This is a genomic window from Kitasatospora sp. NPDC048365 (assembly GCF_043200835.1).
Classification (GTDB): Bacteria; Actinomycetota; Actinomycetes; order Streptomycetales; family Streptomycetaceae; genus Kitasatospora; species Kitasatospora terrestris.
In genome coordinates, this window is sequence record NZ_JBICYJ010000007.1 from 72,813 (window position 1) to 98,304 (window position 25,492).

At 73.5% G+C, this 25,492-nt stretch carries 27 protein-coding genes and 1 pseudogene; 13 read left to right on the forward strand and 15 right to left on the reverse strand.

The features are described 5' to 3' along the window. Positions 1 to 39 precede the first annotated feature (39 nt). From ACGFX4_RS09410 to ACGFX4_RS09425, 4 genes are all read left to right on the forward strand, one after another. Positions 40 to 2,547: a PP2C family protein-serine/threonine phosphatase gene (locus tag ACGFX4_RS09410; protein WP_393071400.1), complete on the forward strand. Its 2,508-nt coding sequence runs from the start codon at positions 40 to 42 to the stop codon at positions 2,545 to 2,547. Between the two features lie 67 nt (positions 2,548 to 2,614). Further along, positions 2,615 to 3,511, forward strand: coding sequence for an RNA polymerase sigma factor SigF (locus ACGFX4_RS09415; RefSeq protein ID WP_393071401.1), 897 nt, complete (start codon positions 2,615 to 2,617; stop codon positions 3,509 to 3,511). Between the two features lie 78 nt (positions 3,512 to 3,589). Further along, positions 3,590 to 3,988 (forward strand): STAS domain-containing protein, encoded by a 399-nt coding sequence (locus ACGFX4_RS09420; protein ID WP_393071402.1) that lies wholly within the window; start codon positions 3,590 to 3,592, stop codon positions 3,986 to 3,988. Positions 3,989 to 4,089: 101 nt separating this feature from the next. Continuing rightward, positions 4,090 to 4,560, forward strand: coding sequence for an ATP-binding protein (locus tag ACGFX4_RS09425; RefSeq protein ID WP_393071403.1), 471 nt, complete (start codon positions 4,090 to 4,092; stop codon positions 4,558 to 4,560). Between the two features lie 576 nt (positions 4,561 to 5,136). Here ACGFX4_RS09425 and ACGFX4_RS09430 read toward each other — a convergent pair. The 9 genes from ACGFX4_RS09430 to ACGFX4_RS09470 all read right to left on the reverse strand — a co-directional run bounded on the left by ACGFX4_RS09430 (position 5,137) and on the right by ACGFX4_RS09470 (position 12,806). Further along, the gene (locus tag ACGFX4_RS09430; RefSeq protein ID WP_393071404.1) at positions 5,137 to 5,946 is read right to left on the reverse strand and encodes a hypothetical protein; all 810 of its coding nucleotides are present in this window, start codon (positions 5,944 to 5,946) and stop codon (positions 5,137 to 5,139) included. A 292-nt stretch (positions 5,947 to 6,238) separates the two neighbouring features. Then, complete coding sequence (locus tag ACGFX4_RS09435; protein ID WP_393071405.1) at positions 6,239 to 6,460, reverse strand: hypothetical protein; 222 nt, start codon at positions 6,458 to 6,460, stop codon at positions 6,239 to 6,241. Between the two features lie 167 nt (positions 6,461 to 6,627). Continuing rightward, positions 6,628 to 7,602: a DUF6551 family protein gene (locus ACGFX4_RS09440; protein ID WP_393071406.1), complete on the reverse strand. Its 975-nt coding sequence runs from the start codon at positions 7,600 to 7,602 to the stop codon at positions 6,628 to 6,630. 490 nt (positions 7,603 to 8,092) lie between these two features. Beyond that, positions 8,093 to 8,566, reverse strand: coding sequence for a CinA family protein (locus ACGFX4_RS09445; RefSeq protein WP_393071407.1), 474 nt, complete (start codon positions 8,564 to 8,566; stop codon positions 8,093 to 8,095). A 175-nt stretch (positions 8,567 to 8,741) separates the two neighbouring features. Further along, entirely contained in the window at positions 8,742 to 9,938 is a 1,197-nt protein-coding gene (locus tag ACGFX4_RS09450; RefSeq protein WP_393071408.1) for a YbdK family carboxylate-amine ligase, read from the reverse strand. Positions 9,939 to 10,031: 93 nt separating this feature from the next. After that, positions 10,032 to 11,174, reverse strand: coding sequence for a glutathione-independent formaldehyde dehydrogenase (locus tag ACGFX4_RS09455; RefSeq protein ID WP_393071409.1), 1,143 nt, complete (start codon positions 11,172 to 11,174; stop codon positions 10,032 to 10,034). Between the two features lie 115 nt (positions 11,175 to 11,289). After that, positions 11,290 to 11,550, reverse strand: coding sequence for a DUF4235 domain-containing protein (locus ACGFX4_RS09460; RefSeq protein ID WP_393071410.1), 261 nt, complete (start codon positions 11,548 to 11,550; stop codon positions 11,290 to 11,292). A gap of 35 nt (positions 11,551 to 11,585) precedes the next feature. Then, on the reverse strand, positions 11,586 to 12,089 hold the full coding sequence (locus ACGFX4_RS09465; RefSeq protein WP_393071411.1) for a hypothetical protein: 504 nt from the start codon (positions 12,087 to 12,089) through the stop codon (positions 11,586 to 11,588). Positions 12,090 to 12,674: 585 nt separating this feature from the next. Continuing rightward, complete coding sequence (locus ACGFX4_RS09470) at positions 12,675 to 12,806, reverse strand: hypothetical protein (protein ID WP_393071412.1); 132 nt, start codon at positions 12,804 to 12,806, stop codon at positions 12,675 to 12,677. Between the two features lie 273 nt (positions 12,807 to 13,079). Between ACGFX4_RS09470 and ACGFX4_RS09475 the strand changes: the two genes are divergently transcribed. Both ACGFX4_RS09475 and ACGFX4_RS09480 read left to right on the forward strand, forming a co-directional pair. Beyond that, positions 13,080 to 13,367: a helix-turn-helix domain-containing protein gene (locus tag ACGFX4_RS09475; RefSeq protein ID WP_393071413.1), complete on the forward strand. Its 288-nt coding sequence runs from the start codon at positions 13,080 to 13,082 to the stop codon at positions 13,365 to 13,367. Between the two features lie 174 nt (positions 13,368 to 13,541). Further along, on the forward strand, positions 13,542 to 13,799 hold the full coding sequence (locus ACGFX4_RS09480; protein WP_393071414.1) for a hypothetical protein: 258 nt from the start codon (positions 13,542 to 13,544) through the stop codon (positions 13,797 to 13,799). Between the two features lie 174 nt (positions 13,800 to 13,973). On the opposite strand, the pseudogene ACGFX4_RS09485 reads toward ACGFX4_RS09480, so the two are convergent. The 3 genes and pseudogenes from ACGFX4_RS09485 to ACGFX4_RS09495 form a co-directional block, all read right to left on the reverse strand. Further along, positions 13,974 to 14,225: pseudogene (locus ACGFX4_RS09485) on the reverse strand (DUF5709 domain-containing protein); the annotation flags it as partial. A 141-nt stretch (positions 14,226 to 14,366) separates the two neighbouring features. Continuing rightward, positions 14,367 to 14,594 (reverse strand): hypothetical protein, encoded by a 228-nt coding sequence (locus tag ACGFX4_RS09490; protein ID WP_393071415.1) that lies wholly within the window; start codon positions 14,592 to 14,594, stop codon positions 14,367 to 14,369. Between the two features lie 35 nt (positions 14,595 to 14,629). Continuing rightward, positions 14,630 to 15,583, reverse strand: coding sequence for an NADP-dependent oxidoreductase (locus tag ACGFX4_RS09495; RefSeq protein WP_393071416.1), 954 nt, complete (start codon positions 15,581 to 15,583; stop codon positions 14,630 to 14,632). Between the two features lie 77 nt (positions 15,584 to 15,660). Between ACGFX4_RS09495 and ACGFX4_RS09500 the strand changes: the two genes are divergently transcribed. The 3 genes from ACGFX4_RS09500 (at position 15,661) to ACGFX4_RS09510 (ending at position 17,717) form a co-directional block, all read left to right on the forward strand. Then, entirely contained in the window at positions 15,661 to 16,059 is a 399-nt protein-coding gene (locus ACGFX4_RS09500) for a winged helix-turn-helix transcriptional regulator (RefSeq protein WP_393071417.1), read from the forward strand. 127 nt (positions 16,060 to 16,186) lie between these two features. Beyond that, entirely contained in the window at positions 16,187 to 16,600 is a 414-nt protein-coding gene (locus tag ACGFX4_RS09505; RefSeq protein WP_393071418.1) for a hypothetical protein, read from the forward strand. Between the two features lie 94 nt (positions 16,601 to 16,694). After that, entirely contained in the window at positions 16,695 to 17,717 is a 1,023-nt protein-coding gene (locus ACGFX4_RS09510) for a PQQ-binding-like beta-propeller repeat protein (protein ID WP_393071419.1), read from the forward strand. A 17-nt stretch (positions 17,718 to 17,734) separates the two neighbouring features. On the opposite strand, the gene ACGFX4_RS09515 is transcribed toward ACGFX4_RS09510, so the two are convergent. Together ACGFX4_RS09515 and ACGFX4_RS09520 are read right to left on the reverse strand one after the other, a co-directional pair. Further along, positions 17,735 to 18,352: a hypothetical protein gene (locus ACGFX4_RS09515; RefSeq protein WP_393071420.1), complete on the reverse strand. Its 618-nt coding sequence runs from the start codon at positions 18,350 to 18,352 to the stop codon at positions 17,735 to 17,737. A 66-nt stretch (positions 18,353 to 18,418) separates the two neighbouring features. After that, positions 18,419 to 19,735 (reverse strand): M64 family metallopeptidase, encoded by a 1,317-nt coding sequence (locus tag ACGFX4_RS09520; RefSeq protein WP_393071421.1) that lies wholly within the window; start codon positions 19,733 to 19,735, stop codon positions 18,419 to 18,421. A gap of 127 nt (positions 19,736 to 19,862) precedes the next feature. Here ACGFX4_RS09520 and ACGFX4_RS09525 point away from each other — a divergent pair, with 127 nt between their 5' ends. The 4 genes from ACGFX4_RS09525 (at position 19,863) to ACGFX4_RS09540 (ending at position 24,574) form a co-directional block, all read left to right on the forward strand. Next, positions 19,863 to 21,233, forward strand: coding sequence for a helix-turn-helix domain-containing protein (locus ACGFX4_RS09525; RefSeq protein WP_393071422.1), 1,371 nt, complete (start codon positions 19,863 to 19,865; stop codon positions 21,231 to 21,233). A gap of 46 nt (positions 21,234 to 21,279) precedes the next feature. Then, complete coding sequence (locus tag ACGFX4_RS09530) at positions 21,280 to 22,959, forward strand: AMP-binding protein (RefSeq protein WP_393071423.1); 1,680 nt, start codon at positions 21,280 to 21,282, stop codon at positions 22,957 to 22,959. 93 nt (positions 22,960 to 23,052) lie between these two features. Next, positions 23,053 to 23,829 carry an AAA family ATPase gene (locus ACGFX4_RS09535; protein WP_393071424.1) on the forward strand — a complete coding sequence of 259 codons (777 nt, stop codon included), beginning with the start codon at positions 23,053 to 23,055 and terminating at the stop codon, positions 23,827 to 23,829. Beyond that, complete coding sequence (locus ACGFX4_RS09540; RefSeq protein WP_393071425.1) at positions 23,819 to 24,574, forward strand: class I SAM-dependent DNA methyltransferase; 756 nt, start codon at positions 23,819 to 23,821, stop codon at positions 24,572 to 24,574. The genes ACGFX4_RS09535 and ACGFX4_RS09540 overlap by 11 nt, the downstream gene beginning before the upstream one ends. 102 nt (positions 24,575 to 24,676) lie before the next feature. Here the strand turns inward: ACGFX4_RS09540 and ACGFX4_RS09545 are convergent, their stop codons facing one another. Next, on the reverse strand, positions 24,677 to 25,462 hold the full coding sequence (locus ACGFX4_RS09545) for an MBL fold metallo-hydrolase (RefSeq protein WP_393071426.1): 786 nt from the start codon (positions 25,460 to 25,462) through the stop codon (positions 24,677 to 24,679). Positions 25,463 to 25,492: the final 30 nt, after the last annotated feature.

A 25,492-nucleotide genomic window follows, 5' to 3' on the forward strand; every position in this document is an offset into this window, starting at 1 on the left:
TGAGCCCCCGAACAGCTCACGTCCCGTCAGGAGACCGGTGTGCACGAATCCCTCGATCCGACCACGAGCCGTCCCGCGGCGGTGACCCCCGCCCCCGAGGCGGCGGCCCCCGCACCCGCGGCGCCCGCCGTCGTGCCCCAGCGCGACCACGGGGACGACCGCGGCGCCGCCGTCCCGGCCGGCCCCGCCGCGGTCACCCGGCTCGCCGCCACGGTGGACAACCTGCGCAACGAACTCGCGCTGGCCCGCCAGGACGCCGCCGGCCGCTCACTGATAGAGATGGCCGCCGGAGTCCTGATCGAACGGCTGGGCTGCAGCCCCACCCAGGCCGCCGCCCAGCTCGCCGTCCTGGCCGAGCAGGCCGACGTGCCCGTCCTGGAGTTCGCCGCCGACCTGGTCAACCAGGTGGCCGCCGACCAGATCTCCGCCATCGCCCGCGACTTCGTCGCCGGCTCCGCCGCGCGGGCCGACGGCCCGGCGCTGCGGCTGCGCGCCGCCGAGGCGCACAGCCTGGCCGCCGGCGACAGCGAATCGGTCGCCGGCTCGATGCTCGCGACCGCGCTGCGCCCCCTCGGGGCCGTCGCCGTCGCGATCTGGGCCGCCCACACGGACCAGTCGATGACCCTGGAGGGCAGCGCGGGCTTCGGCGAGGCGGAGGCCCGCCGCTGGCGGCAGGTACCGCCCGGGGTGTCCACCCCCGCCCGCCGGGCGCTCGACGAGCGCGAGACCGTCGCCTACCCGACGCTCGCCCAGGCGGGCCTGCCGACCATCGGCCAGCACGAGTTCACCGGCGGGCGGATCGTCGTGCCCGCCGGGACCGGCGGCCGGCTGATCGGCGTGCTGGAGATCTGCTGGGCGACCCTGCTGCCCGAACAGTCCCAGCCCCTGCGGCGCCAGTTCGAGGCTCTCGCGGAACTGTGCGCCATCACCCTGGAGACCGGAACCGGGCCCGGCACGGGGGAGGAGGCGGACCGGGAGTTCGAGGACCTCCAGCGGCTGACCGACGGCATCCTCGACCCCTGCCTGGTCCTCCGCCTCGCGCCCGGCCGGGCCGAGCTGCCGCTGGAGTTCGCCGTCCGGCACGTCAACCCCGCCTTCGTCGACTTCGCCGGCCGGCCCACCAGCGCCGTCGCCGGCGCCCGCCTGCTGGAGGCCTACCCGCTCGCCGCGGAGGCCGGCGGCCTGGCCGAGAAGATCGAGCACGTCTTCGCCACCGGCGAGCCGTTCCGCACGACCGACATGCGCCTCGCCGCGACCGTCGACGGCGTCGCCCTCCACGCCCGGGCCCAGGTCAGCATCAACCGGCACGGGCGGCACGTCGTGGTGATCTGGCGACTCGACGACGGCACCCCGCGCGTCGCCCGACTCCTCCAGCACGCGCAACGCCTGGGCCGGATCGGCGGCTTCGAGGAGCACCTCCACAGCGGCCACATCGCGTGGAACGACACCCTCTACGACCTGCACGGCCTGCCGCCCACCGCGCAGCCGATCGCCCTGCTGCGGCTCCCCGACCACGCCCACCCCGACGACCGGCCCGCCATCGACCGGTTCCTTCGCACCCTGCTGCACCACCACCGCCCGGCCTCCACGGCGTTCCGCCTGCAACGCCCCGACGGCGTCGCCCGGCACATCCGCGTCGTCGCCGAACCGGTCCACGACCACGACGCCGCGGTGGTCACCGTCCGGGGCGCCTACCAGGACATCTCGGCCCAGCACTGGACCGAGGTCGCCCTCGCCGCGACCCGCGACCAACTCGCCCACACCGAGCAGCAGGCCGCCGAACGCAACCGCCTCGCCCTGCAGCTCCAGCACGCCATCATGCCGCCCGCCCGGGGTCCCCTCACCCTGCACGACCTGAAGGTCGCGGTCCGCTACCGGCCCGCCGAGAAGGACCACCTGGTCGGCGGCGACTGGTACGACACCCTCGCCCTGCCCTCCGGCGAGATCCTGCTGTGCGTCGGCGACGTCGCCGGGCACGGCATCGAGGCCGCCACCGGCATGGTCGCCCTCCGCAACGCCCTGCGCGGCCTGGCCGCCACCGGCGCCGGCCCCGCCCAACTGCTCACCTGGCTCAACAGCGTCACCCACCACCTCACCGACAACGTCACCGCCACCGCCGTCTGCGCCCTCTACCACCCCACGACGCGACGCCTGCGCTGGGCCCGCGCCGGACACCTGCCGCCCGTCCTGCTGCGCGACGGCCGTGCGAGCACCCTGCCCCAGCCGGGCGGCATCCTGCTGGGAGCACTGGACCACGCCGACTACGAGGAGGACCACGTCGACCTCGTCCCCGGCGACACCTTGGTGATGTTCACCGACGGCCTCATCGAGCGTCGGGACCAGTCCGTCCAAGCCTCGCTGCAGGCCCTCCTGGCGCTCAGTGAGAAGACCTCCCGCACCCAGGACGGCGGGACCGACTCCCTCGAAGCCCACCTCGACCACCTCCTGCGCCACAGCAACGCGGACACCGACGACGACACCTGCCTGGTCGGCATCTCGGTCCACCCCGCACTCCCTGACGGGCCGTCCACCGAACCTTCACAATGATCCGGCGCATGGAAACCGGGACCCCGGGTAGCGGGGGACGGACCGAACCGCCGAAGAAGGGACCGACGTGGCCGCGACCAGTGACGAACTCCTCCGCCAGGCACCCGCCCTGGGGAGCGGCACCGCCGCGGTCCCGGCGCCCCGACCCGTACGGCCGCTCCTGCCCGAGCTGGCCGATGTCGAGGACCCTCGCCAGGTCGCGCCGGCCGATGCCCGCGAGCTCACCAAGGTGCTCCTCGCCCGCCTCGCCACTCTCGAGGAGGGCACTCGGGAGTACTCGTACGTGCGCTCCACCCTGGTCGAACTCAACCTCTCGCTGGTCCGGTACGTGATCCGGCGCTTCGGCTCGCAGCAGGAATCCACCGACGACCTGCTCCAGGTCGGCTCGGTCGGCCTGATCAAGGCCATCGACCGCTTCGACCCCGACCACGGCGCGGAGTTCGCCACCTTCGCCATCCCCACCGTGCTGGGGGAGATCCGCCGCCACTTCCGCGACACCACCTGGGCCGTCCACGTGCCCAGGCGCCTGCAGGAACTGCGCATCACCCTCGCCAAGGCCCAGGACGCGCTGTCCCAGCTCCTCGACCGGGCCCCGACCGTCGCCGAACTCGCCGACCACCTGCAACTCCCGCAGGACGAGATCATCGAAGGCCTCACCGCCGCCAACGCGCACAGCACCGACTCCATCGACACGGCCGGATCCCGCGACGGCGAACGGCCCGGTGCGCTCGCCGACAGCCTCGGAGCCCCCGACGGACAGCTCGACCTCGTCGAGCACCTCGTCGCCCTCAAGCCCCTCATAGCCGCGCTGCCCGAACGCGACCGCCTCATCCTGTCCATGCGCTTCACCCAGGACCTGACCCAGTCCCAGATCGGCGCCCGCATCGGCCTGTCCCAGATGCAGGTCTCCCGGCTGCTCAGCCGCGCGCTCGAACAGCTGCGCCAAGGACTCGACGGGGTCTGAGAGCACCGCACAGACAGCGACTTGGCCGCGCCGGCTCCGTCTGCGTAAGGTCACGAGGACACCCGTGGAGGGACGCCGATGCCAGCCCAGAACGACAAGGAGCCGACCGTGCCGGACTTCACCGACTCCGCAGTCGAGTCGGCCGCCCGGCTGCAGTCCGCCGACGACCGCGCCGCCGTCTGTGCACTCGCGGGCGACCTGGACATCGAGTCCCTCGCTCCGGCCGCGACAGCACTCGACGAGGCGATCCGCGACCGCCCCGACGTTCTGGTCGTCGACCTCCAGCAGGTCGGGTTCTGTGACTCCTCGGGCCTCAACATGCTGCTCAAGGTCCGGATGGCCGCCACCGCGGCCGGTACCGAGCTGCGCCTCGCGGGTGCTTCCCCGACTGTCCTGCGACTGCTGGAACTGACGGGCGCCGACACCGTGTTCTCGCTCCACCCGGACACCGCGTCCGCGCTCACCGCTCCCCGGTAGGAGCAGACGATGACTTCGCGTGCGCGGGCGTTCGGGAATGATCCGGGCCCGGCCGGGCAGCAGATCCGGCAGACAGCGTCGACTCCAAGGGGTGCCCGTTCATGAACACTCGCCGGGAAACCCTGGACGACCAGGCATTCGCCCCCTCGGCGGCCGCCTTCGCACCGACGCTGCCGGCCACCGGGCAGCGCCGCCGGCTGCCCTTCGTGGGTCAGCAGAAGGTCGTCACGCGGGCCAGGACGTTCACCCTGACCGCGCTCACCGACTGGTCCTGGCCCGAGCCCGACGACGTCGTCCTGCTGGTCGCGGAACTCGTCGCCAACGCCGTGCTCCATGCGGGCGGCCCGATCGAACTCGTCCTCGACGCCACCCCCACCCGCCTGCGGATCGAGGTCAGCGACAACTCGCCCGCCCTGCCAGCCCCGCGCCGACCGCACCGACCCGAGGTGCCCGGTGGCCACGGCCTGTACATCGTGCAGCAGGCCTCAGACCGGTGGGGCGCGGCGCCGCAGCCGTGGGGCAAGACCGTCTGGGCCGAGATCGACACCCGCCCCGCCGAACACCGGAGTTGAGGAGCGACCGCAGCGCGGCTCCTCATCAAGGATGATCATCGCGCAGAACGCCGGCGTGTCGGCACCAGCTTTCGCCCGAAGGGCAGCACGGGCGTAGCGTCGGGGTGGAGGCCGGTGGCGCCGCCGCGGGACCGGCCGGCCGGTGGGAGGTGTTCCCGTTGGAGCAGCAGACGCAGCGTCTCCTTCCGGTGCGGGGAGGAGCTGGGCCGCCGTGGCCGCCGGCCCGGCCCCACGGGTCCGCGATGCGGTCGCTCCTGATCTCCATGCCCACCTCCGCGGTCTGCGCGGCGCCGCCCGCCGGACACGGCCCGTCTGCCCGATCGCCGCGAAACCCCGCTCGCCGCCACGGCCCGTCGCCGGGCACCGGCCGTCTCGCCGACGTGTGGCCGGAGTTGGCGGATGAACGGGCCGAGGTCAGGGCCGCAGGGCGTCGTGGAGCAACTGCAGGGCAGCCAGCAGGGCGCCGGCCCGCACGGCCTCGGGCCCGTTGTCGGCGTACAGGTGAACGTGCCCAGTCCGGTACACGTGAATGCGCTCGCTTCTCGGGGCGGGGACGGGCGCTGGTGCAGTTCGCCCTCAGGTTGCCCAGGGCAGCCGTACTGCCTCGACACCGGTGTCGTTCAGCAGCGCCTCGATGAGGGCCGGAGGCCCGGCGACCTTGGTGGCCCACAGGTCGTAGTCGGTGCACAGGACCCATGAGCGGTCTTCGGCCCAGAGGTTGGCGGGGCTGAAGTCGACCGGGTCGGACTCGGGCATGTCGTAGAGGATCCCGGCGTCGCCGAGGCGCCCCGCCCGCACATGGAGGTTGTCGAAGTCGACGGCCCTGAGCGTCAGCGGGTTGTAGTAGGCCAGGCAGCGGGTGTCCGGGCCCGCGGGGCTGTGCGCGGTGAGGATGTCGATCAGCCGGATCCAGGTCTCACGGTCCAGGCTCCCCTCGGTGGGAGGGACGATGCCCAGCGGCCAGCTGCCGTTCTTCGTGGCCGAGGGAAAGCAGCGGAAGCAGGGCAGCAGCCCGTCGGGGACGATGGGGTCGCCGGTCCGTCGGGCGAGCTCCGCCCAGCGCAGCCGCCGCCAGCCGGGGCCTGGGTGCTCTGCGCGGCCCAGGCCGCCTCCCGTGGCGACGCCCACCGCGTCGAGATCGATACCCCCGACGATGTCGCGCGGGGTGCTCCCGTCCGCCGGACGTGCCTGGCGGTACTCGTGGTGCGATACGTCGCCCGGCCCCTGCTCGTGCTCGTACATGGCGTTGAGCACCCAGGCCGCATCGGGCATCGCCGGCGGCATGAACCCGGTCAAACCGTCGCCGCACAGCTCAAGCAGCCAGCCCGTCGCGCTGGCTGGCGCGAGCGGCCACATGTCTGACAACAGGTTCGATTCCGCGGGCATGGGTTCATGATCTCAGTTGCGGCCACAGGCCACGCGATCCACCGGCATCATGCCGCCGCCCCACTACTGGGCACGTTCCGGTGTACCTGGTTGCGCATCGGGACGTGTGAGAGTGGCTGAACAACTGGGCGGCCCCGACGGTGCTGGTGCCGCAGGTTTCCGGCGAGGGGCGTGCAAGGCGCCCGTCGACGCCTGGCAGCGGTTGCTGAGGTAGCCGGGCCAGGCAGCTGCACGGCGAACGGCCGGGCCCCACCGTCACGGTGGTACCAGGCCGTTCGCGTTGGCGGCTCGGTCAGGCCGTATCCGGGGCGAAGGCGTCGGAGAAGGCCGTCTTGACCCTGTTCCACTCGGCAGCGATCTTCCGGCAGTCCGCCAGGGCGGCGTTCACCTTTGTGGCGATCCGGTTGGCCAGCGCCAGCCCGTCAGCCACGGCCTTCCAGCGCTTGCCCGCCTGGTGGAGGATCTTCCGCCAGCCCGTTTGGGCCTCGGTTGTCGGCTTCTTCTTCGCGGCCATGATCCCCCCAGGGGTCCGTCCCACGGCACCCGGCTGGATCCCGTGCTCGACGCCGCGACGAGATGTCGCGGCACTCGCTTGAACGAGCAGCGCAAGCATTGGTGACGGGCTGATCAGGTCGTCTTGCGGCTGTCCTTCGACGATGGCCTGGTGGCCGCCGGTCAGACTCAGCCGGGACGGCCAGGGGTAGACAGGAAGTCCGTCGGGTCTTCCAGGCCGTCGTTGTACGCGGCGACGATGATCTTCGCGAGGGGCATGGAGCGGGAGGACGAGCCGCCGCCGCCGACAGTGCCGGAGATGGAGGTCTCCTTCCACTGCGCGACCGTGAGCGGCTTCTTCTTGCCGTGGCCGGCGAGCTTCGAGCTGAGCCGGTCGAGCTGGGCGCCGGGGTTGCGGTCCAGGACCATCCCGACGGCCCGCAGCATCATCCCTTCCCAGGTCGCCGGGGTGCGACCCCAGGCATCCTCGACTACCTGGAGCACCTGCGGGATCAGCGGGGATCGACCCTCCGGAAGCGCGAGGGGGTAGATCAGGCCCCTCTGGTCGTCGTGGGCGGCGTGCTTCTCGTCCATCACCGCCAGCGCGGTGAGGGCCTGCACCGCGCCGATCTTGTTGGCCGAAGTGCTGCCGGAGATCCCGAGGTTGAGGCTTTCGACCTCGGTGAGGATCCGGGTGTTGCGGGGGTCGCCAGCGGTGATCGAGACCCGGAAGATATCGAAGGGCTTCACTGCCTTCCGGTCCCTGTTCGCGGCGAGGAAGAGCTTCGCCTCCTGCTCGGGCGTGAGGCCCTTGTAGACCATGCAGTCCCGCAGGAAGTCCTTTCCCTCCTTCATGACCGCGACCTCGGTGGAGTGCTGGCCGTCGAGGAGGTAGTACTTCCCGTCAGGACGCAGCGAGACGATCGCGGGCAGCAGCGCAAAGGGGTCCCACATCTTGAAGAGCTTGGACGTCCAGGCGGCGTCCTTCTTGCGCTGCGCGGCGGGCCCGGCGTCCTCGCCGGTGTTGGTCGCGAAGAGGCGCTGGGAGTCCATGGCCTCGTCGACCAGCAGCTCTCCGACCGGGATCTGCGCGTAGTACTTCTCGACACCGTCGGGGGTCCCGATCTGGGCCGGGATGACGGTCTGGGCAACGACGGATGCCATGAAACCACCTTTCGTGGCGAGCTCTTGACGGACAGTCAACCACAGAAATCTCCCGCGCGTGGAGATTTTCCGCGCGAGGAAATCTCTCGCGCGTAGAAATAACTCGCGCCCCTCTGCTCTGTGTTGGTCCGGCCCTACTCGGCTCCGCAGCTGCTTGTCGGCTCAGCCAGTGCCCTGCATCTAGCAGGGCCGAGCCGTCGAAGGGGCGCCAGGTCACCATGGACGTGCGGTTCGGCTACGCCCTGGGGCGTCTCCAGTCCGTGGCCGCCACGATGAACCTGCCGGTCGGCGAGGCACGATGCGGTCGAAGCCCGCTGAAGGCCCTACGAGTCCCGCTGGTGCCTGGATGGAGCGCCCGGCTGGACGACGTCTTGCTCGCCCTCGGCAGCGGCCACTGCGGTCACGGCGCCGACCTGCCGGTGAAGTGCCGGGCATCACCCCTCAACACCTCAAGAACTGGGCACATTCACCCGTACGTGGCTGAGCACTTTCACCTGTACGCCGACACCCGTGGCCGTGCAGGGCCGGGGCTGCCGCACGACTGCCCCGGGGGCCGGCCACGGTGCCGGGCACTCGACCGTCCTGCCGCCCGGGTCCGGCGACTCCGGTGGTGGCGAGGCCCGTAGGTCGCGCCCAGGGAGTCCCGGACGCCCTGGGCCATCTGGACGGCCACGTCGGGGTGCACGGCACCGGTTGCCGCGAGGAGGACGGTGTCGACGCCGAGGACGGTTTCCTTGACCTCGGTGGCGTAGGCGACGACCCCGCCCAGGAACGTCTCCCCCGCGCCGGGCGCATCAGCCATCGCGGCCGCGAGACGCCCGGCGGTCAACGACTCGGCCACGGCCACCGTGTGCCCGGCGGCGGCCAGCGCCGCAGTGATCTGACGCGTCAGGACCTCGGCCCGCTCCGGTCCGTGCGGGGCGGGCCCGTCCCTGCGGCCGGCCGGTCCGGCGCGGTGCGGCATCGCCTCTACCCGGCCCGGCCGTGGGTGGTCGGCATGTCCGCGCAGAACACGCAGGACCCGGGGACACGCGGGTGGGCGCCGAAGACCGCGAGGGCTTCGAGCACCGGCGCCTGGGGCTGCTCCATGCCGAGCGTCTACGCGGCACAGTCGGGAGGAAACGCCTGCGGCGGGCCGTTCACCACGCGGCGACGATGCTCTCGACGCTGCTCCGGGTGGCGACCGGGCCGAGGTGCGGAACAGCGGTCGCGCCCCGGGCGGTGAGTCGGGCGAGGTCGTCGACCACGTCGGTCAGCGACCGGCGGCGGTCGAACACGGCCCGCTGCCGGTCCGCGCCGGTGCCGCGGGTCAGCCGGCGACGGACGAGCGCGCGGGCGGTGTCCAGGTCGCCGGCCATGTCCAGTGCGGGCGCGGCGAGTTCGAGCAGGGCGGCGACGAGACCGCGCATCGCCACGCGGCGCCCGGTGGCCGGGTCCGTACCCACGCCGGCCAGCCCGCCGAGCGCGGCCTGCCGGTGGGCTTCGCGCAGCACCACCGAGGCCGTCGGCGCCGGCGAGCCGCCGCGGCGGTGGGAGTCGAGGAAGGTGCGCGCCAGTGCGCGGAGCAGGACGGCCAGCAGGAGCGGGGTCTCGGCGTCCGCGTTGGTGTCGGCCACCCTCACCTCCAAGGTGGGCAGGTGCTCGGACGGCCGCGCGTACCAGTACAGCATCCGCCGGTCGAGGATCACGCGGTCGTCGGTCAGCTGCCGCATCGTCCGCTCGTACCCCTCCAGGTCCAGGACCGGTGCGGGCCCGCAGGTGGGCCACGCCAGGTAGCGGCCGGCGCGACTGCTGGCCGCGCCGACGTCCCGGCCCTCGCAGAACGGTGAGTTGACGCACAGCGCCTGCAGAGCGGGGAGCCACGGACGAAGGTGGGCACTGATCGCCAGCGCGTCGGCACGGCTCAGGTCACCCACGTGGACGTGGCAGCCGCAGAGCTCTGCGCCCAGCTGGTCGGCGGCGCCTTCCACGTGTGCGGCCACGTGCCGGTAGCGGTCGTTGGGGGTGAGCGGAAGTGGATGGTCGCTCGGGAGGACCGCGGTGCCGGTGGCCACCAGCAGGCATCCGGCCTCCTCTGCCGCTTCGACCATGACCCGGCGAGCGCAGGCCAGCTCGGCTCGCAGGTCGGCGGCGGTGGTGACCGGACGGGTGCACGCCTCGACCTGGGTGGCGAGGAACTCGTGCTGCGCCCGGCCACCGAGCGCACGGGCGGCGTGCGGCACCACGAGGTCGGCCCGGGGCACGGTGTGCCGGGTGGCCGGATCGACCAGGAGGAACTCCTCCTCGACGCCGAACCGCAGAACATCGGCTCGGCCGTTCATCGCTGCCCGTCGCATGCGCGACCTCCTGACCACGGATTCCCCGTCCCGCGTCTGGCCGGTCGTCGCGGCCCGCAAACGGTGGGGCTGCGGACCGCGGCGAAGGTTGTGTCAGGCGGCCTGCGGGTGCAGCAGGACCTTGGTCCAACCGTCCACGCGCTTGTCGAACTGTTCGTAGGCCCGGGGCGCGTCCGCGAGGGGGAGTTCGTGCGAGGTGATCGCGCCGGGGGTGGCCCGGCCGGCGACGATCAGGTCCCGCAGGTGCCGGTTGTAGCGCTTCACCGGGCACTGGCCGTGGCCGAGCGTGAGGTTCTTGTCGAACACGGTGCCGTAGTCGAAGGCGATCCTGCCCTGTTGGGCGTTCGGGTCGGACGCCCCGGGGTCCTCCGGGACGTACACGCCGACGACGCCGATCCGCCCGGTGGAGCGGACGACGGCCACCAGGCGGTCGAGAGTCATCTCGGGGTGCTCATGGCCGGCGGCGTCGTGGGCCTGGTAGCCGACGGCCTCGATGCCACAGTCCACGCCCGCCCCGTCGGTGGCGTCCATGACCGCCTCGACGGGGTCGGTGTCGGAGAAGTCGAGCGGCTCGGCGCCGAGCTGTCGGGCCAGCTCCAGGCGGTCCGCCTCCTTGTCGACGACGAAGACCCGCGCCGCGCCGCGCAGCACCGCGCTGTGGGCGGCCATCAGCCCCACCGGACCGGCGCCCTGGACGACCACCGTCGACCCCGGGACCACACCGGCGAGCTCCGCCCCGTGGTAGCCGGTCGGGAAGATGTCCGACAACATGGCGAAGTCCTGCTCGTGCTCGTCACCCGGCGGCAGCCGCAGCAGGTTGAAGTCGGCCCACGGGACGCGCAGGAGCTCGGCCTGCCCACCTCGGTAAGGGCCCATCTGCGGGTATCCGTACCCGGCCGTCGGCTTCCCGCTGGGGTTGGCGCGCAGGCACGCCTGGGTGGATCCGGCGGTGCAGTTGCGGCACGTCCCGCAGCCGATGTTGAACGGGACGGACACCCGGTCGCCGACCCGGATCCGCTCCACGGCGGAACCGACCTCTTCGACGATCCCGGTGTTCTCGTGGCCCATGACCATGCCCTCGTCCAGGGGAGCCCGCCCCTCGTAGGGGTGCAGGTCGGACCCGCAGATGTTCGCCGTGGTCACCCGGACCACCGCATCCAGCGGCTTCTCGACACGCGGATCCTCGACCTCCTGCACGGCGACGTCGAACGGACCCTGGAACACAACGGCTTTCACAGCGGAACCTCGTCTCTCCCCCCGCACGACACGCCGGAACGCGACGTCCGACGACGAACGCGGCTACCCGGCCTGCCGGTCCCCACTCGTCCGCCCCGGGCGAGCAGGGCGGACGTCAGTCGGGCCATGTGCCGGTCAGCCGGCGGACGCCGGTCGCGCCGCCGCGGTCGATCACCGCCTTGACCAGCGCGAAGACCGCTCCCTGCAGAGCGGCGGCCAGCAGCACCTCACGCCAGGTGCGGTCCTGGTCGGTGGCCTGGGGCGCCTCGTCCTCATGGCCGAGAACAGCCCACAGCCGCTTGAACACGGCGCCGGCCACGACTCCGCCGAGCGCGCCGAACAGCAGACCGAACGGCTTGTAGAGAATCTTGAGCATCGTCGTCTCCTCCGGGGACCGTCGCAGCGGACCGGTCAGCGACGGGCATGCACGGCCGGACGGTCCGCGAGGACGGCCCCGCTGACCTGGCGGTGCCAGCCCTCCAGCGTGCGGGACTGCTCGGCGGCCCGATCGCCCATGCGCTTCAACTCTTCGGCGTCGACACGGGGATCCGCGTCCGCGAGGGTGCTCAGGGCCCGCCAGAGGGCGGCCTTGCCCTCGACGCCGCTCCGCAGGGCCTCCAGCTCGATGAGGTCGCTGAGCGGGGAGCGGCGCACAAGCGTTCCATTGGGCTTGAGCCGGCCGAGGCGCTCGCCGGCCAGGCCGAGCCAGGTGCGGTAGCGGTGCACGGGCACGCCCAGGGCGCGCATGGTCCGCACGAGGAAGTCGCGGTCGCGCTCGATGTCGCGGGCGAGACGGCGCAGTTCGACGCGGCGGCTGTCGGGATGGGATCCGGCCATCCGGTCGGCGAGCGCGGCGCCGGCGAACGCCCCGGTGAGGTGGTCGTTCAAGTAGACGCCCAGGGGATCGGCCTGCATGCGGGGCATAGTGGGTCATCCTTCAGGATGTGCGGCACCTGTCATCCGGATCGGCGGGGCTTCACACCCTCGGCGCGGTGGCAGGTCGGGCAGCAGCGGTGCCGGCCGGGGCCGGGGCCGCTTCGGGAAGGGTGGTGCCGGAGGCAGCGGCACTGTCACCGCGGATTCGGTGGTCATGATGTCGGCTCTCCTTCCGTTCCTCCCCGACCGCACGTCGTCTACCCGGCGCGGGCGGCGCCACGCGCCCCGGCGGGAGGGCAGATGGCAGAGCCACGGGCGGCGCGGTCGGTTCGCTTTCGCCGGGTGGGCAGTGCGGGCGTGGCGTCGAAGTACGCGCTGATCCGGGCCTCGGCGTGCGGCCCTGGCAGCAGGTCGCGTGCTGGGAGGAGGTCTCGGTGCTGCAGCAGATGGCGGTGACGCGGTCCGCGTCCGTCGCGGACGCCGTCGACTGGGCACCGGAAGCCCGCTCCACCGGCAGGGTGCCCGGCGCCGCAACCGGGGGGCCGACATGAGCAGCCCTGCGGGCACGCCGCTGATGTTCGAGACCGCAGATCCCGACGAGGCGAGCACGTTCATGACGCGGGCCTACGGGGAGGCACCGCACATCCGGGTGGTCGGGCCGCCGACCGGCGGGCCGATCCACTCCTTCCGGCAGCGCGCCGCCGGGCCGATGGCGCTCGCCGAGGTCACGACGAGGCCCGAGCTCAGCGGCGTCATCGGCCCCGGCGACCTGTTCGCCCTGGAGGTGATCCGCGGCGGGTCGCTGGAGGCCGAAGCGCGCCAGGGCGTCGAGCGGTACGGCCCCGGTGATGTCCTGGCGGCCATCGGGCCCGGGCAGACCTACCGGTGCACCACGAGGGATCTGTCGGTGTCGGTCCTGATGCTGCCGGCCTCCCTGGTTGCCGAGGCGGCCGCGCTGCCGCCGGAGGCCGCCGCCAGACCGTGGCGGCTCCTCGCCCGCGGGCCGGTCGACGAGGCGGCGGCGGGACTGTGGCGCGACACCGCTGCCTACGTCGACCGCCTCCCGGACAACCCGCGTGCCGCGGCCAGCCCCTTGTTGGCCGGCACCGCCGCCACCTGGACACGACCCCGCTCGCCCACCTGCGCCGGGTCCGCCTGGACGCCGCGCACCGCGATCTGCTGGCCGCCGACCCCCGCACCACGACCGTCACCGAGATCGCGGTGCGCTGGGGCTTCGCCCACCCGGGGCATTTCGCCGCCCACTACCGCGACGCGTACCGGACCTCGCCCAGCACCACCCTCTACCTGCCGCCGTGACACAGCTCGCCCGGCCGGTCAGCGCCTGCGCCGCGAGGATGCCTGGACCAGGACTCGATCGGAGAGCGGTCGCAAAACCGCCGCACCCGCCAGCGGACCGACGCCTGACCGCGGCGCGGACGAGCCAAGACTGATGATCTTGGTTTGCGGGTGGCGCTGTCCGACGATGGCGGGATGACCGCGACCCCAGAGGACATGCCTGCGCCGATCACGGCGGACACCAGACTCATCGAGCTGCGGGACTTCGCCGCCGAGGCACTCGACTGCTGGAAGAACGGTGACCAGCAGGGTGCCCACCAGGCCGCGACCGAGGCGACGGGCGCGGCGTCCGCGGCCGCGGCGGCCTTGAACGTTCTGCTCGAACTCGACCGGGAGATCGCCGCAGAACAGCAGACGCGGGACGGCGGCGACGCCGCGGACTGGCTGGGCTGAGACGCCGGTCGCACGAGGAACCCGGTCGATGCCGGGTCAGGGGCCGGCTGTGCTCGGGGGTTCACGGCCGGCCTCCTGCCGTACCAGCGTGACCCGGGACGGCGAGCCGTGCGCGCCGGCCGCCGCTGCTCGGGGCACCGTGGCGCGCGACGCGTCGGCGGCCCTCTCGTGGTGCTACGTGGTGGCCCCGTCCGGTTCGTCAGGGACGATGTGCACAGCGGCTTCCTCGGCCCCGGCCGCGCCGCCGTCGATGCCCACGTCGGACGCGACGAGGTCCTTCTCCGTGTCGGACCGGGTGCCTTCGTCGGGGGCCACCAGCCGCCCGGCGCGGCGGGTGCCGGCGGTCGGCGGGTCGGCGGATCCGGCGGATTCGCCCTCGCCGTCGGGTCGGTCGCCCATGGGATCGCCCTGGTCGGCTTCGTCGTCCGTGGCAGCCACTCCTCGGGTCGCTACCGGGTGGTCCCGCTGGTAGCGCGGTCCCCGGTGTTCAGCCCTGATGTCGGGGGCCGGAATCCGAGGCGCCCCGGCGGTCCAACGTCGTGCGACTCGGTCGGCGCGCGGAGGTGTCTACCGTGTCGCCGTTGATCGGTTCGGCGACGCATCCTCGAGCGGCCGACGGGTTCGACGTCGATGACGCGGTGTTCGAAGCGGGGCATCGCGGTGACGGCGGGGATGGGGGACGATGTCGAGCTCGCCGGTGCGCAGGCGTTCGCGCAGCTCCTGCATGTTCGCCTCGCGCAGCACCAGGTCGCGGGGCGAGGTCAGGTCGCGGACCGTGGCGAACGCGCGGGCCATCAGGCCGGGGCCCGGGAGTCCGGTGCCGGGTCGGCTCAGGCTTCGGACGGGACCAGTACCAGGCGGCCGCGTGTGCCGCCGGCCGCGAGGCGGTCGTGGGCCTCGGCCGCGCACTCGAAGAGGAGGATGTCGGCGACCCGCAGGGTCAGATCCATGGCGGCGAGCTCGGCCAGGGCGGCCCCGTCGGCACTGATCCACTGCTGGTGGACCCGGATGCCGCGCAGCGGGGGCGGGGCCGAACCGCCGACCACCGTGACGTAGGCACCTCGGGTGCGGACGGCGGCCAAGGCGCGGATTCCGAGTCCTGCCGTGTCGAGTGCACCGTCGACGCCGCCCGGCACCAGGCGCCGGACCTCGTGCGCCAGGTCGGCGGTGTCATGACCGACGATCCGTTCCGCGCCGAGACTCCGAATGAACTTTTCGTCGGCAGAGCGGACCTGGGCGAGGACCCGCAGCCCGCGTCGCGCGGCCAGCTCCACAGCGAAGCCACCGACCGCGCCGGCCGCCCCGGTCACCAGCACGGTGTCGCCGGCGGCGAGAGCGAGCAGGTCGAGGGACTGCAGGGCGGTGAGGCCGTTCAGCGGCAGCGTCGCGGCGGCCTCGGCCGGAACACCGGGCGGGGCGGGCGCGACTGCTGCGGCATCGAGGACCAGGTATTCGGCGTAAGCGCCCAGCGACACGTCGAGCAGGTCACGCAGCCCGATCACCCGCTGCCCCGGCGCGAACGCGGTCACTCCCGCTCCGATCCGGTCGACCACGCCCGCGACGTCCCAGCCGATGCCCGTCTGCTCGCGGGCGGCCATCAGCCCCGCTTCGACGAGCACGCCGGAACGGGTGACCAGGTCGACGGGATTGACGGTCGCGGCCTCGACCCGGATCCGCACCTGCCCGGGGCCGGGTTCCGGCCGACGGACCGTCACCGACTCGAGGACCTCGGATCCACCGTAACCGCGGGCGATCACCGCCCTCATGAGCTCTTCATCGGTCATGCTGACCACCGTAGAGACGGCTACTCTCCATCAGGAAGTACGCACTTCGAGGTGCCTACGGCACCGGAAGGAGAGCCATGTCCACCCGCACCGCCGCCCAGCGCCGAGCCGAGGCGAGCACCGCCTACGACGCCTACCTCGCCGAGTGCCCCGCCCGGCAGCTGCTGGACCGCATCGCCGACAAGTGGGTCAGCCTCGCTGTCAACGCGCTCGCCGACGGGCCGCAGCGGTACAGCGACCTCCAACGCAAACTGGCGAGCGTGAGCCAGAAGATGCTCACGCAGACTTTGCGGCACCTGGAGCGGGACGGACTGGTCACGCGGACGGTGATCCCCGCCGTCCCGGTCCGCGTGGAGTACGAACTGACCGCGCTCGGCCGCTCGCTGTTGCCGGTCATGTGCGCGATCAAGGGCTGGGCGGAGGACCACATGGACGAGGTGCACGCCGCCCGCACCGCCTACGACGACCCGAGCTGAAGGCCCGGGGCCTCACCGGTGCTCTCGGATCAGCGGCCGGCCAGGTGGCGTACGAAGAACCTGCGGACCGTACGGCGTCCCGGTACGGTCGGGCGCCCGGGAACTCGACCGCCGCGGCGTCACCGGGGTGGTCGACCGAGAGAGCGGCGGCACCGTGGCCGGCAAGGTCCTCGGCCAGGGACGTCCCCGGACCGCGCGGTCACCGCCGCTCGGGCCGTGCACCAGCTCCAGCCCCCTGACCACGGCGCAGCAGGTCCACGCGAAGAAGCTCGGCCTGATCCCGCTGCCGGCCTCCGAGTACTCGCCGAAGACCGACGACTTCGCCGGCCACGCCGAGCAGAACCTGCTGGCGTTCCTCGCCCGCCGCCACCAGAAGGACTCGGCCTGGCGGCCGCTCCAGGGCGGTGCCTCGCGCACCGTGTGCACCGACCACTGCGCGCCCCTCATCCGGGGCAGCGGCGGCCGCACGGTCGGCGACGGGGAGTGGTACTTCCCCCGCGAACGCGGAACACACCGCCGCCTGTTCACCTGGCTCCCCTGAATCCCGGCGTGCCGCGGCCGAACCCCGTCCGGCTGCGGCCCACCCGGTGGGACACTGGGTGTCGTACCGTCACACGCCAAGGAGAGACGGACCGGTGACCACCCCCGCACGCCGGACCGCCGGCGCCACCGTCCCCGGGACGGAGGACGCCCTCGGATGGCCCGACGGATGGCAGCCCGGAGCCGAGGCGGCGTGGATCGTCACCCGCGACGGCGAGCGCATCGTCGCCCACCGGGTCCTCGCCCGGGCCGACGGTGTCTGCGAGGGAGGCGTCGTCTTCCCCGCGCCGTTCGCCGAGCACGGCTACGCCGGCCCGAACGCCGACGCGACGGTCCTGTTCGTCTCCGGGGAGGAGGCACTGGCGGCCGTCGACACCACCGGCCGGCGGCTGTGGACCGTGGAGCACGAGGCGTGGAGCAGCGGCGGGTCCGGCGACGGGGCGTGCGCCGCGAGCCCCGACGGGCGGTACGTGCTGGCCACCGTCCCCGGCCCGGTGAACCGGGACGGCTCCTACGACGGAGACCTGTGCATCGCCGTCGACGCGGCGAGCGGGGAGGTGCTCGACCGTGTCGCCCTCACCGCGGCGTCGGCGACCTACGCCTTCGACGGCCGGCCCACGGCCGCAGGGGCGCTGCTGCTGTCGGCCGGCCAGGGCCAGGAGGACGCCCTCTCCTACACCGTGACCTGCACCGGCGGGAAGCTCGACGTCACCCCTGCCACCCGGCCCGACGAACTCCTCGCCGGGACCAACGCCGCCGGCGACCGCCTGATCACGGTCGAACGGGCCGGCACCCGCCTCCAGCTCCACGCCCTCACCGGGGACGGAACGTGGCAGGTCACCGCGTCGATCGCGATCGCGGACATCCCCGGCGCGGGCGACGACCGCTTCGTCAACCGCCCCGGCTTCCTCTCCGACACCGCCGTCATCGCCGCGGTCGCCGAGCACGACTTCGCCGAGACCTCCCGCCACTTCCTGCTCGACGCGCGGACCCTCGCCCTCCGCACCGAACTCGCCTACCCGGTCGGCCCGGGCCCCGACCCCCTCGCCCTCGGCGACGGGACCTGGCTCACCACCGGCGGGGACCGGGTCGCCCGCTGGACCGCCGACACCCCGTAGCCGTCGCCGAGCGGCTGTCAGCGCAGGAGGGCGAAGGTCAGGGCCGCGGCGCCGCCGAGGGCGGTGCCGGCGAGGACCTGGGCGGCGGTGTGGGCCCGCAGGACGAGGCGGGACCAGCCGATCGCGGCGGCGCCGGGCGCGGTGACCAGCGCCCAGGGGCCGAGGACCAGCAGCAGGATCATCACGGTGCCACCGGCCACGGAGTTGTGGACGGAGATCTGCCAGCCGACGGTGACCGCCAGGGTGGCGGCCAGCCCGACCAGCATCGCCACCACCAGCGCGGTGACGTCGGCGGGTGCGCGCAGCGCGTACAGCAGGGCGATGCCGGCGAGGACGGAGAGCAGGCTGAGCGCCATCGGGACCAGGCGCTGGCGGCGGACCCGGATGTGGGTGTCGGTGAGGTCGCCGCGCCGCACGCCGAGCCTGACCAGGGCGATCGGGACGGCGCCGCAGAACAGCGCCGCCAGCAGGCCCCAGCCGAGGCCCGCCCAGGAGCGGGTGCTGTGCCAGGCGACCAGCAGGAGGAGGGCCACCACCAGGTTGGCCGGGGCCAGGGCGTCGGTGACGAGCCTGGCGGCCTTCTCGCGGGGCGTGCAGTCGGCGAAGGCGGGCGGTGCGGGCGGTGCGAAGGTCATCGGGCTGCTCCGGGGCGTGGCGTCCGGACGATCATGCCACCCCCGGGGCAGGCCGTGGGGGAGGGCTCAGCGGGTGATCTGCCAGCTGAGGGTGTCGGTGAGGGAAGGCAGCAGCTCGGGGTCGATCACGGCGGGGGTGGGGTCGGTGGCACGGGCGGTGAGCCGGTGGACGCTGCCCCTGGGGCCGGTGAGGTGGAGGCCGGCCAGGTCGAGGTCGGTGCGGTCGCGCAGGGCGGTGAGTTCGCGGCCGTCCAGGTACCAGCGCAGCCGGGTGCCGGCGACCGGGAGCTGCACGGTGATCCGGTCGGCGGGGCCGAGCGCGGCGCCGGTCGGGGTGGTGCTGGCCAGGGTGGTGGCGTAGCGGTAGAACCCGGCGATCATCGCCTCGCGGCCGGGCAGGTTGAACTGGCGGCCGAGCGACCGCATGATCGAGTTGTCGGTGGGCCGGTACAGCCCGGCCGGGTAGTAGCCGCCGCCGAGGTAGGCGCCGACGGTGCCGCCGTCGGGGGAGGTCTGGCCGAGCCAGCGGTACCACTTGGTGCGGGCGCGGCGCATCCGGTCGGCGGTCAGGGTGCTGATGTTGGCCTCGGCGGGTTCGGTGCCGTGGTAGGTGCCCTGGTCGGCGTAGGAGTACTCGTCGGCGAGGTGGCCGAGCGAGTGGCCGGTCTCGTGCACGGCGATCTGCCCGGAGAGGCTGTTGCCGCCCGCGACGGTGGCTATGCCAGAGTAGCCGAGCGGCGAGACCACGTCGTTGTAGCCGGCGCCGCCGTACTTGGTGCTGTTGGCGACCACCAGCACCAGGTCGGCCTGCGGGGCGAGGGCGGCGTAGCGGTCGACCGCGTCGGTGTCCACGCACAGCAGCCGCTCGACGTCGCCGCACCAGAAGTACGAGCCGAGGGCGGTGCGCCGGGTGGTCGCCCGGTCGGGGTCGCCGGAGACGCCGGAGTCGGTGGAGACCGCCTGCACGGCCCAGACGTTGAACAGGCCTCGGTAGGTGGCGTACGGCTCGACGGCCGAGATCTCCTGCCACTTGGTGGCGGCGTCGGTGAGGAACCTGCCCTGCTCGCCGGCGGTGTAGCCGTCGCCGATCACCACCACGTCCAGCTTGTTCGCGGGGGAGCCGTTCTGGACGACCGGGGTGACGGTGCCGTCGGCGGCGAGGCCGCGCGCGGCGGGGGAGGTGGGAGCGGCGGCGGTGTGCGGGGAGGCGGCGGGCACCCGGGCGCGGGAGATGGAGCCGTCCGCGCCGAAGGCCTCGACGGATCTGGTGGTGTCCGGCGCCGGGGGAGCGGCCGGGGCGGCGGTGGCGGGCTGGACGAGACAGCCGGCCGCGAGGGCGGTGGCGGCGGCCACGGCCAGGGTGGTGAGTCTGCGGATGTGCACGCTGGGACCTCCCGTGCGGAGTTAAGTTGAGGGATAATCAGACTTACGTGCGCGGTTAATGTAGGCCATCGTCGCGTCCCCGACAATGGACCCGGCGCGCGGACACCGACGAGGGGAGCGGCACACCATGACCGAGGACCACGGACCCGACGAGTTCGGACGACGGCTCCAACGACTGCGCCACGCCAAGGGACTGACCCAGCGTGCGCTCGCCGAACCGGCCTACACCGCCGCCTACGTCTCCACCCTCGAAGCCGGCCGGGCCCGCCCCTCCGACGCCGCGCTCAAGCACCTCGCCGCCCGCCTCGGCGTCGACACCGACGAACTCGCCACCGGCCGCCCCGCCCACCTCGCCGCCCGGCTGCGCCTCACCCTCGCCGAGGCCCAGGCCGAACTCGCCACCGGTGACGTGGAGCTGGCCGCACGCCGCTTCGCCGAGGTGCTGGAGCACGCCGAACGCGAGGAGCTCACCGCACTCCGCCCCGCCGCCCTGCTCGGCCTCGGCGAATGCGCCCTCGAAGCGGGCCGCCTCGACCGGGCCCGCGACCACTTCGAACAGGCCGAACGCCTGCTCGCCGACCAGCCGCTCCCGGCCCGCGCCGCCGCCGTCCGCGGCCGCGCCGTCACCCACCTGCTGGCCGGCGAACTCCGGTACTCCTGCTACCTGCTGGAGACCGCCATCGACCAGCTCGGGGCCGCCGGACTGCACGACCCCGACGCCCTGCTGCTGCTCTACTCCGCCGTCATCGGCCCCTACATGGACATGGGCGCCCACGCCCGCGCCGCCCAGGCCGCCGAACTCGCCCTCGCCCTCGCCCCCGACGCCACCGACCCCGCCCTCGTCGCGCACCTGCACCGCAGCGTCGCCCGCACCCTGATCGCCGAGGGCCGCACCGCCGAGGTGGACCGCTCGCTCGCCAAGGCCCAGGAGCTGTACCAGCGCCTGCGGCTCACCGGTGACCTCGCCAAGTGCCACTGGATGCGCGGCTACGTCCACGCCCAGGCCGACGACCTGCCGAGCGCCGAGGCGGAACTGCGCACCGCCCGCGCCATGCTCGCCACCCGCCGCGCCGAACTCTTCACCCACCAGATCGACGTCGAACTCGCCGACGTACTACGGCGGACGGGCCGCCCGGCCGAGGCAGCCGGGCTGCTGACCACGCTGCTGGACGCGATCGGCTCCGAGCGCGGCGCCGTCCACGCCGCCGGCGCCCACCGGCTGCTCGGCCTGCTCGCCGAGGACGCCGGCGACAGCGCCGCCGCCGAGGAGCACTGGGTCCGTGCACTGTCCCTGCTGGAGCGCGCCGGGGCGGCCGGCGACCTCGCCGACCTGTGCCGGCTGCTCGGCGACCTCTACCGCCGCACCGGCCGCACCGAACTCGCCCTCGACGTCTACCGCACCGGCCTCGGCCACCGCGCCGCCCCCGGCACCACCACCCTCGGCCCCGCCCCCGCCGCACCCGTGCTGCCCGCACCCGCCGGCGGCCACCAGCCCTGACGGCACCCCCGTTCGGGGGTGGCCCGGCGGCGCGGCGGCCTGGATCATGGGGCGCACCGGACCTGTCCGCCCCCACCCCCGGAGGACCACCGTGACCACCCAGCCGGCCACCCGCAGCTACGCGTCGGGCACCGCGGACGTCCCGCTGCTCGGCGACACCATCGGCGAGAACCTCGACCGCGCCGCCCGGACCCACCCCGACCGGGACGCGCTCGTCGAGTGCGCCACCGGACGCCGCTGGACCTACCGGCAGCTCGTCGCGGACGTCGACGCCCTCGCCCTCGGCCTGCTCGACCTCGGCATCGACCGCGGCGACCGGGTCGGGATCTGGGCCCCCAACTGCGCCGAGTGGACGCTCACCCAGTACGCCACCGCCAAGATCGGCGCCGTCCTGGTCACCGTCAACCCCGCGTACCGCTCGCACGAGCTGGAGTACGTGCTCAACCAGGCGGGCATCCGGCTGCTGGTCGCGGCGGAGCGGTTCAAGACCTCCGACTACGCCGCCATGATCGAGGAGGTCCGGCCGCGCTGCGCGGAGCTGCAGAAGGTCGTGCTGATCGGCTCCGACGGCTGGGACGGCCTGCTGGAGACCGGACGGCACGCCGACCCGGCGGCGCTCGCCGAACGGCAGAGCGCCCTCGCGCCGGACGACCCGATCAACATCCAGTACACCTCCGGCACCACCGGCTTCCCCAAGGGCGCCACCCTCTCGCACCACAACATCCTCAACAACGGCTACTTCGTCGGGGAACTGTGCGGCTACACCGAGCAGGACCGGATCTGCATCCCCGTGCCCTTCTACCACTGCTTCGGCATGGTGATGGGCAACCTCGCCGCCACCTCCCACGGCGCCTGCGCCGTCATCCCCGCCCCCGCCTTCGACCCGGCCGCCACCCTCGCCGCGGTCGCCGCCGAATCCTGCACCTCGCTGTACGGCGTGCCCACCATGTTCATCGCCGAGCTCGCCGTCCCCGACTTCGACTCCTACGACCTCGGCAGCCTGCGCACCGGCATCATGGCCGGCTCGCCCTGCCCCGTCGAGGTGATGAAGCAGGTCATCGAACGGATGGGCATGACCGAGGTCTCCATCTGCTACGGCATGACCGAGACCTCCCCGGTCTCCACCCAGACCCGCGCCGACGACTCGATCGAACGCCGCGTCTCCACCGTCGGCCGGGTCGGACCCCACCTGGAGGTCAAGGTCGTCGACCCCGCCACCGGCCGCACCGTCCCGCGCGGCGAACCCGGCGAACTCTGCACCCGCGGCTACTCCGTGATGCTCGGCTACTGGGGCGAGCCGGAGAAGACCGCCGAGGCGGTCGACGCCGCCCGCTGGATGCACACCGGCGACCTCGCCGTGATGGACCAGGACGGCTACCTCTCCATCACCGGCCGGATCAAGGACATGGTGATCCGCGGCGGCGAGAACCTCTACCCCCGCGAGATCGAGGAGTTCCTGCACACCCACCCCGACGTGCTCGACGTCCAGGTGATCGGCGTGCCCGACGCCAAGTACGGCGAGGAGCTGATGGCCTGGGTCCGGATGCGCGAAGGCGCCGAGCCCCTCACCGCCGAAGCCGTCCGCACGTACTGCGAGGGCCGGCTCGCCCACTTCAAGATCCCGCGCTACGTGCACGTCGTCGAGGAGTTCCCGATGACCGTCACCGGCAAGATCCGCAAGGTCGAGATGCGGGAGACCGCCGTCCGCCTGCTCGCCGAGGAGTAGCCGCACCGGTGGCAGAGACCTGGGCGGGGCATGCTTCTACGAGACTGTAGAGTCGCCGGGGTCGGCGAGGAAGATCAGCGCGGGGAGTGCGGGATGGAGGACAGCAGCGGCGTACCGTCCGGAACCGCCCCCCGCGGCCCGGTCGACCTGCGCGGCCCGGTCCACCCCCGCGGCCTGGTCGACCTGCGCGGCCCGGTCCACCCCCGCGGCCTGGTCGACCTGCGCGGCCGCCCCGGCCCACCGCTCCTGCCGACGTACGGCACCGACGCCGTCGTGGTCGTCTGCGGCCTGCCCGGCAGCGGCAAGAGCACCCTGCTGCGCCGCTGGTCGCCGCAGGCCGAGGTGATCGACCCCCGGCGCACCCGGACCGCCTGCGAGGCCCGGATGCCCCGCCGGATCCCCTACGCCGCGTACCGGCCGTACGTCCGCACCCTGCACTTCCTGCGCACCCGGGCCGCGTTCCGCCGCCCCGGGCCGCTGCTGGTGCACGACTGCGGGACCCGGTGGTGGATGCGCCGCTGCCTCGCCCGCTGGGCCCGCCGGCACGGCCGCGAGCTGCACGTCGTCCTGCTCGCCGTCACCCCGGCCGACGCCCTCGCCGGCCAGCACGCCCGCAACCGCACCACCGGCGGCCGGGTCTTCCGACGGCACGTCCGCGGCCTCGGCCGGCTGCTCACCGCCCTCGACCGGCGCGGCGCGGACGCGCTGCCCGGCACGGCGTCCGTCGTCCTGGCCGACGCGGCCTCCCGCGAACGCCTCGCCGCGGTCCGCTTCGCCCCGGGAGGGACGGCGGAGGGCCACCCTGCCGCGCCGAGGGAATTCCCGGCGGCCGCCGCGCCCGCGGCGGTAGGTTCGCCCGATGAGCTCTGACGACGGACACTTCGACGCACGCGTGGCGGAGCACTACGACGAGTCCACCGGTGCCGAGTTCCAACCCGACACCATCGCCCGGACCGTCGACCTGCTCGCCGACCTGGCGGCCGGCGGCCGCGCGCTGGAACTGGGCATCGGCACCGGCCGGATCGCCCTGCCGCTCGCCCGGCGCGGCGTCCCGGTGCACGGCATCGACCTCTCCCGGGCGATGGCTGCCCGCCTGCGGGCCAAGCCGGGTGGCGGGGAGATCGGCGTCTCGATCGGCGACTTCGCCACCACCAAGGTCGACACGGCGGCGGACGGGCCGTTCTCGCTGGTCTACCTGGTGTTCAACACCATCATGAACGTCACCACCCAGGACGAGCAGGTCGACTGCTTCCACAACGCCGCCGAGCACCTGGCGCCCGGCGGCTGCTTCGTGGTGGAGGTGATCGTCCCGGAACTGCGGAAGATCCCGGCCGGGCAGAACATCGTCCCCTTCGAGACCGGACCGACCGGCTGGGCGTACACCGTCTACGACACCGTCACCCAGGACGCCACCTGCCACTACATCACCGTCACCGAGGACGGCCGCGGCGAGGTCAGCTCGATCCCGTTCCGCTACGTCTGGCCCGCCGAACTCGACCTGATGGCCCGACTCGCCGGCCTGCGGCTGCGCGACCGCTGGTCCGGCTGGACCCGCGAGCCGTTCACCGCGGACAGCGTCCGCCACGTCTCGGTCTGGGAGAAGCCGGCCGACTGACGCTCTTCTTCAGGGCGGAGCGAACTCCTCGTCGCACAGCCCGGTGCTGCAGCAGGCGCTTCCACCGGTGCCGGGCGAGTTCGGTCTCCAGGTGTCCCATGATCAACCGATGGTGGACGGCAGCCCGTCGTCCGTGGCGATGGCGGCGCGGGTGCGGAGCCGGCCGCGGGCGGCGCGGCGGGTGAGGCGGCGGTGCTCGGCGGTGGCCCAGCGGGTGACGCGGGCGGCGTCGAGCGGGGTGCCGTGGCCGACGTGCAGGCGGGTCGGGCCGAGGTCCAGCATGGCGCGGAGGCTGGCCAGGTTGGCGAGCGGGTCGTCGTGGAACGGCGGGTTGGCGGGGCGGCCCGGGATCAGGCCCATGAAGGAGTTGGCGATCAGGTCGCCGGCCACCAGGTCGCCGTCGTCGGTGAGCACGGAGACCGACCCGGCGGTGTGACCCGGGGTCGGGTGGATCCGGCCCTCGACGCCGAACTCCGCGAGGTCGGTGGTGCCCGCACGCAGCAGCAGGTCCGGCTCGAAGGACTCCACCTCCGCGTGCAGCCGGCGGTCGCGGGCCATCGCCCGGCCCATCGGCCCGGTCGGCAGGTACGGCTCGCGGACCCGCCCGGTGCGGTACGGGCCGAGGTCGGCGGCGTGCGCGGCGATCGGTGCGCCGGTGAGGCGGCGCAGCTCGGCGGCGGAGCCGAAGTGGTCGATGTGCCCGTGGGTGAGGACGATCAGGCGGACGTCCTGCGGGTCGACGCCGTGCGAGGCGAGCTGTTCGGTGATCCGGCGGGCGCTGCCGGGGGTGCCGGAGTCGACGACCACGGGGTGCCGGCCGAGCAGCAGGTAGGCGTTGACGGCGTGGCGGCCGAGGACGGGGATCGGGACGACCTTGGTGCGGGACAACGGGGGTGCTCCTGTTCGGGGGTTGAGGGC

Bases quoted from the DNA above. Each gene is read 5' to 3' on its own strand.
- ACGFX4_RS09525 (WP_393071422.1), top strand. From the start codon at position 19,863: ATGACCGAGGACCACGGACCCGACGAGTTCGGACGACGGCTCCAACGA.
- ACGFX4_RS09450 (WP_393071408.1), bottom strand. From the start codon at position 9,938: ATGCGACGGGCAGCGATGAACGGCCGAGCCGATGTTCTGCGGTTCGGC.
- ACGFX4_RS09430 (WP_393071404.1), bottom strand. From the start codon at position 5,946: ATGCCCGCGGAATCGAACCTGTTGTCAGACATGTGGCCGCTCGCGCCA.
- ACGFX4_RS09515 (WP_393071420.1), bottom strand. From the start codon at position 18,352: ATGACCTTCGCACCGCCCGCACCGCCCGCCTTCGCCGACTGCACGCCC.
- ACGFX4_RS09465 (WP_393071411.1), bottom strand. From the start codon at position 12,089: ATGCAGGCCGATCCCCTGGGCGTCTACTTGAACGACCACCTCACCGGG.
- ACGFX4_RS09535 (WP_393071424.1), top strand. From the start codon at position 23,053: ATGGAGGACAGCAGCGGCGTACCGTCCGGAACCGCCCCCCGCGGCCCG.
- ACGFX4_RS09435 (WP_393071405.1), bottom strand. From the start codon at position 6,460: ATGGCCGCGAAGAAGAAGCCGACAACCGAGGCCCAAACGGGCTGGCGG.
- ACGFX4_RS09440 (WP_393071406.1), bottom strand. From the start codon at position 7,602: ATGGCATCCGTCGTTGCCCAGACCGTCATCCCGGCCCAGATCGGGACC.
- ACGFX4_RS09480 (WP_393071414.1), top strand. From the start codon at position 13,542: ATGACCGCGACCCCAGAGGACATGCCTGCGCCGATCACGGCGGACACC.
- ACGFX4_RS09460 (WP_393071410.1), bottom strand. From the start codon at position 11,550: ATGCTCAAGATTCTCTACAAGCCGTTCGGTCTGCTGTTCGGCGCGCTC.
- ACGFX4_RS09495 (WP_393071416.1), bottom strand. From the start codon at position 15,583: ATGACCGATGAAGAGCTCATGAGGGCGGTGATCGCCCGCGGTTACGGT.
- ACGFX4_RS09445 (WP_393071407.1), bottom strand. From the start codon at position 8,566: ATGCCGCACCGCGCCGGACCGGCCGGCCGCAGGGACGGGCCCGCCCCG.
- ACGFX4_RS09425 (WP_393071403.1), top strand. From the start codon at position 4,090: ATGAACACTCGCCGGGAAACCCTGGACGACCAGGCATTCGCCCCCTCG.
- ACGFX4_RS09530 (WP_393071423.1), top strand. From the start codon at position 21,280: ATGGGGCGCACCGGACCTGTCCGCCCCCACCCCCGGAGGACCACCGTG.
- ACGFX4_RS09490 (WP_393071415.1), bottom strand. From the start codon at position 14,594: ATGGCCCGCGCGTTCGCCACGGTCCGCGACCTGACCTCGCCCCGCGAC.
- ACGFX4_RS09540 (WP_393071425.1), top strand. From the start codon at position 23,819: ATGAGCTCTGACGACGGACACTTCGACGCACGCGTGGCGGAGCACTAC.
- ACGFX4_RS09420 (WP_393071402.1), top strand. From the start codon at position 3,590: ATGCCAGCCCAGAACGACAAGGAGCCGACCGTGCCGGACTTCACCGAC.
- ACGFX4_RS09470 (WP_393071412.1), bottom strand. From the start codon at position 12,806: ATGACGCCGCTGAGCTCGGGCCTCGTCGTGACCTCGGCGAGCGCCATC.
- ACGFX4_RS09500 (WP_393071417.1), top strand. From the start codon at position 15,661: ATGTCCACCCGCACCGCCGCCCAGCGCCGAGCCGAGGCGAGCACCGCC.